This window comes from Streptomyces sp. NPDC030838 (assembly GCF_055572035.1).
This window is the reverse complement of sequence record NZ_JBVIED010000003.1, coordinates 428,199-440,591: the sequence shown is the minus strand read 5'-3', so window position 1 is coordinate 440,591 and position 12,393 is coordinate 428,199. Positions and strand designations below refer to the sequence as shown.

Genomic DNA, 12,393 nt, shown 5'->3' with positions numbered 1-12,393 from the left:
CGGTATGGCCCCGGGCGGATAGGTTCGCCGTATGGGCAGCCCTGACACGCACTCGACGGACCTTCCCGAGCCGGTGACCGCGCAGGGGCGCGACGGTCTGCGCGCCCTGCTCGCCCGGCCGGGCGACGCGGTGATCGCGCTCGACTTCGACGGCACCCTCGCCCCGATCGTCGCCGACCCGGAGCGGGCCCGCGCCCACCCCGAAGCGGTGCCCGCGCTGACCGCGCTCGCCCCGAAGGTGGCCGCCGTCGCGGTGATCACCGGACGCCCGGCCGAGGTCGCCGTGCGCTTCGGCGGCTTCGCGGACGCCCCGGGCCTGGAGCACCTCGTCGTCCTCGGCCACTACGGCGCCGAACGCTGGGACGCCGTCAGCGGCCGGATCACCGCGCCCGACCCGCACCCGGGTGTCGCCGAGGTCCGCGCCGCGCTGCCGCGGGTCCTCACGGGAGTCGACGGTGCCCGGATCGAGGACAAGGGCTTCGCGGTCGCCGTGCACACCCGCCGCGCCGCCGACCCGCAGGCCGCGTTCGAGGCGCTGCGCGCCCCGCTCACCGAGCTGGCCGGCCGCCACGGCCTGGTCGTCGAGCCCGGCCGCATGGTCCTGGAACTGCGCCCGCCCGGCATGGACAAGGGCGTGGCGCTGGAGCGGTACGTCCGGGAGACCGGCGCCGGCGCGGTCCTCTACGCCGGCGACGACCTCGGCGACCTCCCCGCCTACGCCGCCGTCGAGAAGCTCCGCACCGACGGCACCCCGGGTCTCCTCGTCTGCAGCGGCAGCGACGAGGTGACGGAGCTGCGGGAGCGGGCGGACGTGGTGGTCGACGGACCGGAAGGGGTCGTGGGGCTGCTGCGGGCGCTGGCGGCTCAGCTGCCCTGACCGGTTCCGTCCTGACCGGTCAGCGCGGTCAGCTGGTCCAGGAACCACTGGGCCGGCGGCAGCGCGGTGGCCGCCGCGGCGAGGCGCTTGGTCCGCTCCGCCCGCTCGTCGAGGGGCATGGTGAGCGCCCGGTGCAGGGCGTCGGCCGTGGCCCCGATGTCGTACGGGTTCACCCCGACCGCGTCCTCGCCCAGCTCCTCGTAGGCGCCCGCCTCCCGGGACAGCACCAGCGCGCAGCCCTGGTCCGACACCACCGGCACCTCCTTGGCGACCAGGTTCATGCCGTCCCGGATGGGGTTGACCAGGGCCACGTCGGCCAGCCGGTAGGCGGCCAGGGAGCGCGCGAAGTCGTCCTCGACGTGCATCAGGACGGGGGTCCAGCCCGGGGTGCCGTACTGCTCGTTGATCTCCCGGGCCAGCCGCCGCACCTCGGCCGTGTAGTCGCGGTAGACGGCGAGATCCTGGCGGGAGGGGTAGGCGAAGGCGACGTGCACGACCCGTTCGCGCCACTCGGGGCGGTCGGCGAGGAGCTGCCGGTAGGCCAGCAGGCCGCGGACGATGTTCTTCGACAGCTCGGTGCGGTCCACCCGCACGATCGCCTTCCGGCCCGCGCCGATCTCCGCCCGCAGCCCGGTGATCCGCTCCTCGACGTCCGCCTCGCGCGAGCGGCCGCGCAGGAAGTCCGCGTCCGCGCCGAGCCCGTGCACCCCGATCCGGGTGGAGCCGAGCCCGCCCGCGAACGCCTCGCAGCACGCGGTGAACGCGTCCGCCCAGCGGTGGGTGAGGAAGCCGAGCCGGTCCGCGCCGAGCATGCCGCGCAGGACGGCCTGCGCGATGTCGTCGGGCAGCATCCGGAAGTACTCCGGGGGCGCCCACGGGGTGTGGGAGAAGTGGCCGATCCGCAGGTCGGGACGGAGTGCGCGGAGCATGCCGGGGACCAGCACCAGGTGGTAGTCCTGCACGACCACCGCCGCGCCCTCGGCCGCCTCGGCCGCCAGCGCCTCGGCGAACGCCCGGTTGTACGTCTCGTACGACGCCCACTGCCGGCGGAACTCCGCGTCGAACACCGGCTCCAGCGGCGTCTGGTACAGCATGTGGTGGACGAACCACAGCACCGAGTTCGCGATGCCGTTGTAGGCGTCCGCGTGCACGTCGGCCGGGATGTCCAGCATCCGCACGCCGCTCTCACCGACCCCGCGGCGCACCGCCTCGCGGTCGCCGTCGCCGAGCGCCGAGCACACCCACAGCGCGCCCGCGTCCGGCCCGATCGCCGACAGACCCGACACCAGTCCGCCGCCGCCCCGCTTGGCGTGCAGCGAGCCGTCGTCGCGGACCTGGTAGGAGACCGGGCCACGGTTGGAGGCCACCAGTACCTGTGCAGCACCTGACGTCGAAGCCATGGTCCTCAACCTAGCCCGCCCCCCAACCGCTCAAACGTACGGTTCGGCCGTATACGGCCCGTGGCGCGTGTTACGTCAGGTGCCGCCGCAGGTCAGCGTTCAGGCGACCTTGCGGGCCGCGTACTCCGCGATCTCCACCATCGGCGGACGCTCCTCCGTGTCCACCGAGTACGTCCGCGGCTCGAAACCGTCCTCCACCCGCTCGAACTGGGTGAGCGACGGCCGGATCAGATGCCCGCGGGCCAGCCGCAGCTGGGCCGTGCGGTAGATCGCGGCGGACATCCGGCCCAGGGCCTGCCCGTCCTGGTGGCGGTGCTTGCGCACCCCGACGTCGACCTGGGCGAGGGCGTCGAGGCCGACCAGGTGCAGCGCGTCGACCAGCATGCCCAGCTCCACGCCGTACCCGACGGGGAACGGCAGCTGCTCCAGCAGGGACCGGCGGGCCGCGTACTCGCCGCCGAGCGGCTGGACGAACCCGGCCAGCTGCGGCCAGTGCATGTTCAGCAGCGGGCGGGCCATCAGCTCGGTGACCCGGCCGCCCTGCCCGGCCGCGGCGCCCAGCGGACGGTCGTACATCGCCTTGACGAGGTCCACGTCCGGGTCGGTCAGCAGCGGGCCGACGATCCCGGAGACGAAGTCGGACGAGAAGTCCTTCAGGTCCGCGTCGACGAAGCAGACGATGTCACCGCTCGTCACGAGCAGGGACCGCCACAGCACCTCACCCTTTCCGGGGACGGCGGGGATGCGCGGCAGGATCTCGTCGCGGTGCACCACCCGGGCGCCCGCGGCGGCGGCCACCTCGGAGGTGCGGTCGGTGGAGCCCGAGTCGACGACGACGATCTCGTCGACCAGCGGGACCTGCCGCACCAGATCGTGGCGGATGGCGGCGACGATGTCGCCGACCGTCTCCTCCTCGTTGAGCGCGGGCAGCACGACACTGACCGTCTGGCCCGTGGCGCGTTTGGCGGCCAGGATCTTGTGGAGCGGGCGATCGGTCACGGACCAGGAGCGGGTGCTCAGCCAGCGCTCGACTTCTTCCAGCACAGTGCGCGGCTCCTCTGCGTTCTCTCGGCGAGTGGTGATCGGTCTGCGTTGTGATCCATCTCGCGGTTCGGACGACTATCTCAACTGTCCTGGCCTTCGGTTACAGTCTTGAACAACGCTGATGACCATCGCATGTCGGGGGTCGCTCGCGTTTTACAACCGCATACAGCTCATCCAGAGGGGCAGAGGGACACGGCCCGATGAAGCCCCGGCAACCCTCCAGCCGGTCTCGTAGATCACCGCTGATCATTTCGCGAGGCTCCCCGGCTAGGGAAGGTGCCAAATCCGTCTCACGGCGAAGTGCGTCGTGAGGAAGATGAGGAGAAAGGGCCTCGCCTCACATGGCTGTGCAGACTGTTGCAAGCACCACTGATTCCGCTTCCATTGTGGACCTCGGCCCCGCCGCGGCGCTCTCCTGTCGCGAGTGCGGCCACCGCGTCCCGCTCGGCCCGGTCTTCGCCTGCGAAGAGTGTTTCGGCCCGCTGGAGATCGCCTACGACTTCTCGGCGTACGACGCCGAGGAACTGCGTAAGCGCATCGAGGCGGGCCCCGCGAACATCTGGCGTTACGCGCCGCTGCTCCCCGTCCCGGCCGACGTGGCCGACAAGCCGAACCTGAACCCCGGCTGGACCAAGCTCGTCAAGGCCGACAACCTGGCGCGCGAACTCGGCGTCACCGGCGGCCTGTACGTGAAGGACGACTCCGGCAACCCGACCCACTCTTTCAAGGACCGCGTGGTCGCCCAGGCCCTGGAGGCCGCCCGCGCCTTCGGCTTCACCACCCTCTCCTGCTCCTCCACCGGCAACCTGGCGGGCGCGGTGGGTGCCGCCGCCGCCCGCGCCGGCTTCCGCTCCTGCGTGTTCATCCCGCACGACCTGGAGCAGGGCAAGGTCGTCATGGCCGCGGTCTACGGCGGCGAGCTGGTCGGCATCGAGGGCAACTACGACGATGTGAACCGCTTCTGCTCCGAGCTGATCGGCGACCCGGCGGGCGAGGGCTGGGGCTTCGTCAACGTCAACCTGCGGCCGTACTACGCGGAGGGCTCCAAGACCCTGGCGTACGAGATCTGCGAGCAGCTCGGCTGGCGGCTGCCGGACCAGATCGTCGTGCCCATCGCCTCCGGTTCCCAGCTCACGAAGATCGACAAGGGTCTCCAGGAGCTGATCAAGCTCGGGCTCGTCGAGGACAAGCCGTACAAGATCTTCGGCGCGCAGGCGGAGGGTTGCTCGCCGGTGTCGGCGGCGTTCAAGGCCGGCCACGATGTCGTCCGCCCGCAGAAGCCGAACACCATCGCCAAGTCGCTGGCGATCGGGAACCCGGCGGATGGTCCCTACGTGCTCGACATTGCGCGGCGCACGGGAGGTGCGGTGGAGGACGTCACGGACGAGCAGGTGGTCGACGCGATCAAGCTGCTCGCCCGGACCGAGGGGATCTTTGCGGAGACCGCCGGCGGGGTGACCGTCGGCGTCACGCGGAAGCTCATCGAGAACGGTGTCCTCGACCCCGCCAAGACCACCGTCGTCCTCAACACCGGCGACGGCCTCAAGACCCTCGACGCGGTGGCCGGTACGGGGCTGACGGCGACCATTCGGCCCAGCCTGGATTCGTTCCGTGAGGCCGGGCTCGTCTAGATCGTTGTTCGCTGCGGGCCGGTGGGGGCTGGTCGCGCAGTTCCCCGCGCCCCTTAGTCCCTCACCCTGACCGGAGGTTTCACGTGAGCGTCACTGTCCGCATCCCCACCATCCTGCGCACCTACACCGGTGGCCAGGCCGAGGTCGCCGCCGAAGGTGCCACCCTCGCCGAGGTCATCGCCGACCTGGAGAAGAACCACACCGGCATCGCCGCCCGGGTTCTGGACGACCAGGGCAAGCTGCGGCGGTTCGTCAACGTGTACGTCAACGACGACGACGTCCGGTTCGAGCAGGGGCTGGAGACGGCCACGCCGGACGGCGCGGGCGTGTCGATCATTCCGGCGGTGGCCGGCGGCTGCTGAGCCACACCTGTCACAGACCGTTCGTCGAATTGCCCCCTCCGTGAGAGAAGCGGAGGGGGCAATTCCATGTGATTGAGCGCGGTACAGTTGGGGAACCCGCTCCTCTTTCCGCGGAGAATCCGTGCTGAAGCTGCGTCGAGAAGCAGCCAAAATCAGCGGTGTTTTTGCGCCTTTCGCTCCTTTTGCCTGGCCCGAATTGCCCGGAAATCAGGTGAATTCTCCGTAAACAAGCGATCGATGCTGCCCGGATTTCTCGTCCGATTGACCTGTTGCAGACGGCAGTTGGACAGATACATTCAGCCGCGGTCGACGCGTTCCGGCGCACGCCCCCAACGACTGGGGGGTGAGGTCTGACCCGGATCCGCGAAGTGTGGATCTGTGCAAGGGCCAGTAATAGGGGAGTTAGGCATGGCTCAGGGCACCGTCAAGTGGTTCAACGCGGAGAAGGGGTACGGCTTCATCGCGGTCGACGGTGGTGCGGACGTCTTCGTCCACTACAGCGCGATCCAGATGGACGGGTACCGCACCCTGGAAGAGGGCCAGCGGGTCGAGTTCGAGATCTCGCAGGGCCAGAAGGGCCCGCAGGCCGACATGGTTCGCGTCACCGCCTGAACGTTCCATTGCGAAGGGCTCGCACCGCACGCCGGTGCGAGCCCTTCGGCGTGTCCGCCCGCCGTAGTCCTCTGTTCGCCCACCGCTGACTACCTGCCGGTCTCCGAGAGCCGCTTGCACTCGATGGGGGCGAGTGCTAATCATTGGCGTTAGCACTCTGAAGGTGAGAGTGACAAAGATGGACCGGGTCGGTGAGGCCGCAGGCCAGGTGGGGCAAGGAACCACGAGGCAGGCGAGCCGTCCGTCGCGGGCGCGGGCGCGGTCCGAAGTAATCACCCCCAGTCCTGGGAGGACCACTTCACATGGCCAAGATCATCGCGTTCGACGAGGAGGCGCGGCGCGGCCTCGAGCGCGGCATGAACCAGCTCGCGGACGCCGTCAAGGTGACCCTCGGCCCCAAGGGCCGTAACGTCGTCCTCGAGAAGAAGTGGGGCGCCCCCACGATCACCAACGACGGTGTCTCCATCGCCAAGGAGATCGAGCTCGAGGACCCGTACGAGAAGATCGGCGCCGAGCTGGTCAAGGAAGTCGCCAAGAAGACGGACGACGTCGCCGGTGACGGTACGACCACGGCCACCGTCCTCGCCCAGGCGCTGGTCCGCGAGGGTCTGCGCAACGTGGCCGCCGGTGCCAACCCGATGGCCCTGAAGCGCGGTATCGAGAAGGCCGTCGAGGCCGTCTCCGGCGCGCTGCTCGACCAGGCCAAGGAGGTCGAGACCAAGGAGCAGATCGCCTCCACGGCCTCCATCTCCGCCGCCGACACCCAGATCGGCGAGCTGATCGCCGAGGCCATGGACAAGGTCGGCAAGGAAGGCGTCATCACCGTCGAGGAGTCGCAGACCTTCGGTCTGGAGCTCGAGCTCACCGAGGGCATGCGCTTCGACAAGGGCTACATCTCCGCCTACTTCGCCACCGACATGGAGCGCATGGAGGCGGTGCTCGAGGACCCGTACATCCTCATCGCCAACTCCAAGGTCTCCAACGTCAAGGACCTGCTCCCGCTCCTGGAGAAGGTCATGCAGTCGGGCAAGCCGCTGCTGATCATCGCCGAGGACGTCGAGGGCGAGGCCCTGTCGACCCTGGTCGTCAACAAGATCCGCGGCACCTTCAAGTCCGTCGCCGTCAAGGCCCCGGGCTTCGGCGACCGCCGCAAGGCCATGCTCGGCGACATCGCCATCCTCACGGGCGGCGAGGTCATCTCCGAGGAGGTCGGCCTCAAGCTGGAGAACGCGACCCTGGACCTCCTGGGCCGCGCCCGCAAGGTCGTCATCACCAAGGACGAGACCACCATCGTCGACGGTGCCGGCTCCGCCGACCAGGTCGCGGGCCGTGTGAACCAGATCCGCGCCGAGATCGAGAACAGCGACTCGGACTACGACCGCGAGAAGCTCCAGGAGCGTCTGGCGAAGCTGGCCGGCGGCGTGGCCGTCATCAAGGCCGGTGCCGCCACCGAGGTGGAGCTCAAGGAGCGCAAGCACCGCATCGAGGACGCCGTCCGCAACGCGAAGGCGGCCGTCGAGGAGGGCATCGTCGCCGGTGGTGGCGTGGCCCTGCTGCAGGCCTCCCAGGTCTTCGAGAAGCTGGAGCTCGAGGGTGACGAGGCGACCGGCGCCCAGGCCGTGAAGCTCGCGCTCGAGGCCCCGCTGAAGCAGATCGCCGTCAACGCCGGCCTCGAGGGCGGCGTCGTGGTGGAGAAGGTGCGCAACCTGACCCCGGGCCACGGCCTGAACGCCGCGACCGGCGAGTACGTCGACCTGGTCAAGGAAGGCATCATCGACCCGGCCAAGGTGACGCGCTCCGCGCTGCAGAACGCCGCGTCGATCGCCGCGCTGTTCCTCACCACCGAGGCCGTCATCGCCGACAAGCCGGAGAAGGCCGCTGCCCCGGCCGGCGGCGGCATGCCGGGCGGTGACATGGACTTCTGATCGACCTGACGGTTGATCCGGTCCTTTTCCGAGGGCGGTGTCCCTGCCGAGAGGCGGGGGCGCCGCCCTCGGGCGTGTCCGGAGTCACAGACTCCGGGCGGAATGACGGCCAGGGCGGCCCAGTTGGTGTTCGTTGCATACGCACATACCGCCTGGTACCGCTAGGAGCCCCCCGAGTGACCGTCACCGCAGACTCCCCCTCCGCCCGTGCCGCGCAGATCCTCTCCCGCCCCGTCTCGATCAACGGCCTCACCGTCCGCAACCGGATCGCGATGGCGCCGATGACCCGTCAGTTCTCGCCGGGCGGCGTTCCCGGCGCGGACGTCGCCTCGTACTACGCCCGCCGCGCCGCCGCGGGCGTCGGCCTGATCGTCACCGAGGGCACCTACGTCGGCCACGACTCGGCCGGTGAGAGCGACCGTGTGCCGCGCTTCCACGGCGAGGAGCAGCTGGCCGGCTGGGCGAAGGTCGCCGAGGAGGTCCACGCGGCGGGCGGGAAGATCGTTCCGCAGCTGTGGCACATCGGCATGGTCCGCAAGGCCGGCCGGCCCCCGTTCCCCGAGGCCCCCGCCGTCGGCCCGTCCGGCCTGGGCCTCGACGGCTCGGAGGGCGCCGGCCAGGAGATGACCCAGCGGGACATCGACGACGTCATCGGCGCCTTCGCCGAGGCCGCCGCGGCGGCGGAGCGCATCGGCTTCGACGGCGTGGAGCTGCACGGCGCCCACGGCTATCTCCTCGACCAGTTCCTGTGGGCGGGCACCAACCGCCGTACCGACGTCTACGGGGGCGACCCCGTGGCCCGGGCCAGGTTCGCGGCCGAGATCGTCGCGGCGGTCCGCGAGACCGTTTCCCCGGACTTCCCGGTCCTCTTCCGCTACTCCCAGTGGAAGCAGGGCGCCTACGACGCCCGGCTCGCCGAGACCCCGGAGGAGCTGGAGGCCATCCTGACCCCGCTCGCCGCGGCCGGTGTGGACGCCTTCCACGCCTCCACCCGCCGCTACTGGCTGCCCGAGTTCGAGGGCTCCGACCTCAACCTGGCCGGCTGGACGAAGAAGCTCACCGGCAAGCAGACCATCACCGTCGGCTCGGTCGGCCTCGACGGCGACTTCATCCACGCCTTCGCGGGCCAGGGTGCCCCGGTCGGCAGCCTGGACAACCTCCTGGACCGCCTGGAGCGCGACGAGTTCGACCTGGTCGCCGTCGGCCGCGCGCTGCTCCAGGACCCGGAGTGGGCGGAGAAGGTGCTGGCGGGCCGGTTCGACGAGCTGAAGCCGTACGACGCCGCCGCGCTGAAGACGCTCAGCTGACGCCGGGACCCGGCCGGGGGTTCAGGGCGCGCAGCCCTGAGCCTTTTCCGCCGCCGGGAACCAGGACTTGAGGAACGCCAGGAGGGCATCCCGGCGTTCCTCGGTCTCCGAGGGGACCGGCTCCTCGCCCTCCAGCTGGACGAGCCCCACGAAGTCCCGGGGTTCTCCCTCGGCTGTGCACTCCACCGTGGCCTTGGCCCCCGCGTCCGCCACCGCGGCCGCGTCCCCGACCCCCTCGACGAGGGACGGGTCGCCGAGCCGCCGCAGGCCCCGGTCCTCCAGGGACACCGCGTCCCTGCCGGTACCCCGGTCCGTGACGTCTCCCGCCAGGTAGAGCACGAGCGCGTCGTCCACGCTCACCCGGCAGGACACGCTGCCCCGGCCCTTGTCGGTGCGGCTCTCGGTGAGCTTCTCGCCGTCGGGCAGCAGCGGCGCGAGCGCGTCGGCGTCCACGGGGACGCCGCACACCCGGTCGGGCACGGCGTAGTCCCCGGACCCGCCGCAGCCGACCGCCGCGGCGGCCAGCGCCACGGCCGCCGCGAGCGCACGCGTGCCGCGGCGCCGGGCTCGTCGCGCCGTCACTTGCCCACCAGCTTCTGCGCTCGGTCGTTCCCTCTGAACGCGGCGTCGTTGATCTCCTCGGTGATCGTGTAGCGGTTGCCGCCGTCCAGGTTGTTCTGGTTGGCGGCGATCCACTCGTCCGCCAGTGCCTGGAGCTGGCCCTCGCGCGCGGTGAAGGTGTCGCCCTTGATCCGCTGGTTCTCCTCGTTGATGCGCTGCTGCTCGTCCTGCTTCCAGGCCTCCACGACGACGCCGACACCCTTGTCGACGACAGGCCCGGCCACGGGGATGTAGCTCACCGCGGCGCCCACACCGCTCTCGACGAACTTCGCGGCCCAGGTCGGGTCCTCCTTGTCGACCTCCAGCGCCTGGTACCGCGCCTCCTCCAGGAAGCCCATCGTGCCGCCGGCCCGCATCAGGGTCTCGCGCGGGTCGCCGGGCTTGTCGTGGTGGAAGTCCCGGATGATCTCGTGGGTCAGGCCCTCGTTGAGCATGTTGTAGCAGCTCTGGTCGCGGGAGATCTGCTTGGTGACCTCCAGCAGCTGCCTGCGGTCCAGCTGGCGCGGGTCCTTGTTGTCGTCCGCCTGCGAACTCATCGTGTGGTGGACGGAGTCGCCGTGGTTGACCAGGACCTTGGCCATGTCATCGCGGAGGTGGGTCGGGAAGTCGTCCTTGGTCTCGGCCAGGATCGCCAGGGACCGGTCGAGGACGGCGCGGTGGCCGTCGTTGTGCTCGACGAAGCGGGCGCCGGGGTCGTTCGGGTTCATGCCCGTGGCGGCGGCGACGAGCGCCCGCCCGGCCGCCTCCTGGGCCTCGATGGGGCCGTCCTTGAACGGGCTGTCGTCGAAGTACGGCCGGTCCTTGAGCACCCAGCGGGCGTTGTCCTGCGGCTGGTCGTCGCGGAAGAACTCCGTCGCCGCGTCGGGGTTGTTGGACAGGGCGGTCAGGAGGCCGGACATCGGGTCCATGCCGCGCTCGTCACCGATGAAGTTCGTCGGGAACGTCGGCTCCATCTGCCAGTAGCGGTCCGGGATCTTCATCTCCTTCTCCATCGCCACGAGCTTGTCGCCGTAGCGGTTGAGGAAGGTGTCGTCGTAGTTCCCGGTCCGCATCAGATTGCTCATGATCTGGAAGCCGTAGACGTCGCCGCCGCGCTGCTGGAAGCGCTGCTCGCCCATCTGGATCATCTGGTCGGTCCAGTTCCGCATGGCGGGCGAGTCGGACTGGGTGGCGCCGGCCAGCGTCATGCCGAGGTTGCGCTGGAGGTCGTCGAGCTGTTCGCGGCGGGCCCGCTGGAGGCCGCTGGCGTCGGTGCCGTCGGACATGTCCGCCCAGAAGTCCAGGGTGCCGCGCGGGCCCAGGGTCGTCGCGAACTTCTCCTGGAACAGCGGGTCGCTCTGGTGGGCCGCCAGGATGCGGTTGACCTCGTCGAACTCCTCGGGCGACATGTCGTCGCCCTTCTTCATCAGGTCCGCGACGCGCTGCGCGTCCTTGAGGGACTGCGCCGCCGCGTCCCGGTCCTTGAACGAGGCGTCGGAGAATCCCAGCTCGGACTGGGCGACGATTGTCTTGAGGATCTCCGCGGCGGTGTTGTCGCTGGTGGTGGCGTCGCTGAGGATCTTCTGCACCTCGTCGCGCAGCGCGGTCACGTCCGCCGGCGTGTGCTCGGGCGGCTTGTGGCCCTGGGCCGCGCGGTCCGGGTGGACGTTCATGGTGACCGTGAAGGAGCCGTTGCCGGTGTCCATGACGGTCAGGTTCTTCTTGAGGCCGTTGTCGATGGCCGTCTTCAGCTTGTCGCGGTAGCCGACGAGTTCGTCGTGGGTGTCCTGGAGGATGTTCCGGATCGTCTTGGCCTGGTTGTACGCGTCGGAGAACTCGCCGGCCGTCTTGGTGATGAACTGCCGCGACACCTGCGAGTTCACGCCGCTCCAGTTCGCCTTGTCGGCGAAGCCCTTGAGGCCCTCCGAGGCTTCCCGCTGGAGGGTCTCCAGGTTGGTGACGAGGGTGTTCCAGTCGGCGATGGCCGTGGAGAGCTTGCCGAACTCGCCGAAGCGCAGAGCGTTGAGGTTCATCGGTTCTCCGGGTTGTTCGGGTTCTCGTCGAAGCCCTTGTCGAGCTGCGCGATCGAGCTGACCATTCCGACGACGTGGTACTCGTCGCCCTGGTGCACCTTGCCCGAGAACTCCATGTGGTTGGAGATGTGCGCACACGCCTCGATCAGCGACCTGAGCTGCTTCTCCCACTGCTGTTCGACGCGTTCGAGGGCGTCGCCGAGTGCGTAGCCCTGGGTCTTGAGGTCGGCCGCGGCGCTCCCGGTGCTCGCGTCCGCGACCTTGCCCTGGGTGCTCAGCTTGTCGAACAGTGTGAACGCCCGGTCGCCGATCGCCGCCAGATCGTCCTGACCCACCTTCAGGTCACCGTGCGAGGCCTTGCTGTTGCCGCCGCTGCCGCTGCCCCCGTCGGGCGGGAGCTGGTTGAGCTGCATCCCGGTGGACTGCCGCTGCGCCGCCTCGGCCTTGAGCTGATCCCACTCTTCCCACGCCATGGCCCCCGTCGCTCCTCGCTCGGTTCGTCCAGTCCGTCAGGCTCGGTCCGCTAGTCGTACCTTCGCTCACAGGAACGCTCGGGGACGACGGGTCGGATGCGGGCGCGGCCGCATCTCCACACGGTTTTT

11 protein-coding genes and 1 riboswitch are annotated in these 12,393 nt (G+C 70.0%); of the genes, 6 read left to right on the top strand and 5 right to left on the bottom strand.

Annotated features, from left to right (window positions below):
- Window positions 1-31 precede the first annotated feature (31 nt).
- Window positions 32-877 carry a trehalose-phosphatase gene (gene otsB / locus ACZ42A_RS12520; RefSeq protein ID WP_468527149.1) on the top strand — a complete coding sequence of 282 codons (846 nt, stop codon included), beginning with the start codon at window positions 32-34 and terminating at the stop codon, window positions 875-877.
- On the opposite strand, the gene ACZ42A_RS12515 is transcribed toward otsB, so the two are convergent.
- On the bottom strand, window positions 865-2,277 hold the full coding sequence (locus tag ACZ42A_RS12515; protein WP_468527148.1) for an alpha,alpha-trehalose-phosphate synthase (UDP-forming): 1,413 nt from the start codon (window positions 2,275-2,277) through the stop codon (window positions 865-867). The genes otsB and ACZ42A_RS12515 overlap by 13 nt on opposite strands.
- Before the next feature lie 99 nt (window positions 2,278-2,376).
- On the bottom strand, window positions 2,377-3,321 hold the full coding sequence (locus tag ACZ42A_RS12510; protein WP_468527147.1) for a glucosyl-3-phosphoglycerate synthase: 945 nt from the start codon (window positions 3,319-3,321) through the stop codon (window positions 2,377-2,379).
- A gap of 167 nt (window positions 3,322-3,488) precedes the next feature.
- A riboswitch (SAM riboswitch) is annotated at window positions 3,489-3,644 on the top strand.
- 18 nt (window positions 3,645-3,662) lie between these two features.
- Between ACZ42A_RS12510 and thrC the strand changes: the two genes are divergently transcribed.
- From thrC to ACZ42A_RS12485, 5 genes are all read left to right on the top strand, one after another.
- Complete coding sequence (gene thrC / locus ACZ42A_RS12505) at window positions 3,663-4,952, top strand: threonine synthase (protein WP_468527146.1); 1,290 nt, start codon at window positions 3,663-3,665, stop codon at window positions 4,950-4,952.
- Between the two features lie 83 nt (window positions 4,953-5,035).
- Window positions 5,036-5,314, top strand: coding sequence for a MoaD/ThiS family protein (locus tag ACZ42A_RS12500; RefSeq protein WP_365513242.1), 279 nt, complete (start codon window positions 5,036-5,038; stop codon window positions 5,312-5,314).
- Window positions 5,315-5,722: 408 nt separating this feature from the next.
- Entirely contained in the window at window positions 5,723-5,926 is a 204-nt protein-coding gene (locus tag ACZ42A_RS12495) for a cold-shock protein (protein WP_004986573.1), read from the top strand.
- A 302-nt stretch (window positions 5,927-6,228) separates the two neighbouring features.
- Complete coding sequence (gene groL / locus ACZ42A_RS12490) at window positions 6,229-7,851, top strand: chaperonin GroEL (RefSeq protein ID WP_073941641.1); 1,623 nt, start codon at window positions 6,229-6,231, stop codon at window positions 7,849-7,851.
- Window positions 7,852-8,027: 176 nt separating this feature from the next.
- Window positions 8,028-9,158 carry an NADH:flavin oxidoreductase gene (locus tag ACZ42A_RS12485; RefSeq protein ID WP_468527145.1) on the top strand — a complete coding sequence of 377 codons (1,131 nt, stop codon included), beginning with the start codon at window positions 8,028-8,030 and terminating at the stop codon, window positions 9,156-9,158.
- Between the two features lie 21 nt (window positions 9,159-9,179).
- Here ACZ42A_RS12485 and ACZ42A_RS12480 read toward each other — a convergent pair whose 3' ends face one another.
- Genes ACZ42A_RS12480 through ACZ42A_RS12470 form a run of 3 tightly spaced genes read right to left on the bottom strand, consistent with a single transcriptional unit; the run spans window position 9,180 to window position 12,264 of the window.
- The gene (locus ACZ42A_RS12480) at window positions 9,180-9,740 is read right to left on the bottom strand and encodes a hypothetical protein (protein ID WP_468527144.1); all 561 of its coding nucleotides are present in this window, start codon (window positions 9,738-9,740) and stop codon (window positions 9,180-9,182) included.
- The gene (locus tag ACZ42A_RS12475) at window positions 9,737-11,791 is read right to left on the bottom strand and encodes a DUF6571 family protein (protein ID WP_468527143.1); all 2,055 of its coding nucleotides are present in this window, start codon (window positions 11,789-11,791) and stop codon (window positions 9,737-9,739) included. Before ACZ42A_RS12475 ends, ACZ42A_RS12480 begins: the two co-directional genes overlap by 4 nt.
- Window positions 11,788-12,264, bottom strand: coding sequence for a hypothetical protein (locus ACZ42A_RS12470; protein WP_468527142.1), 477 nt, complete (start codon window positions 12,262-12,264; stop codon window positions 11,788-11,790). The genes ACZ42A_RS12475 and ACZ42A_RS12470 overlap by 4 nt, the downstream gene beginning before the upstream one ends.
- Between the last annotated feature and the right edge of the window lie 129 nt (window positions 12,265-12,393).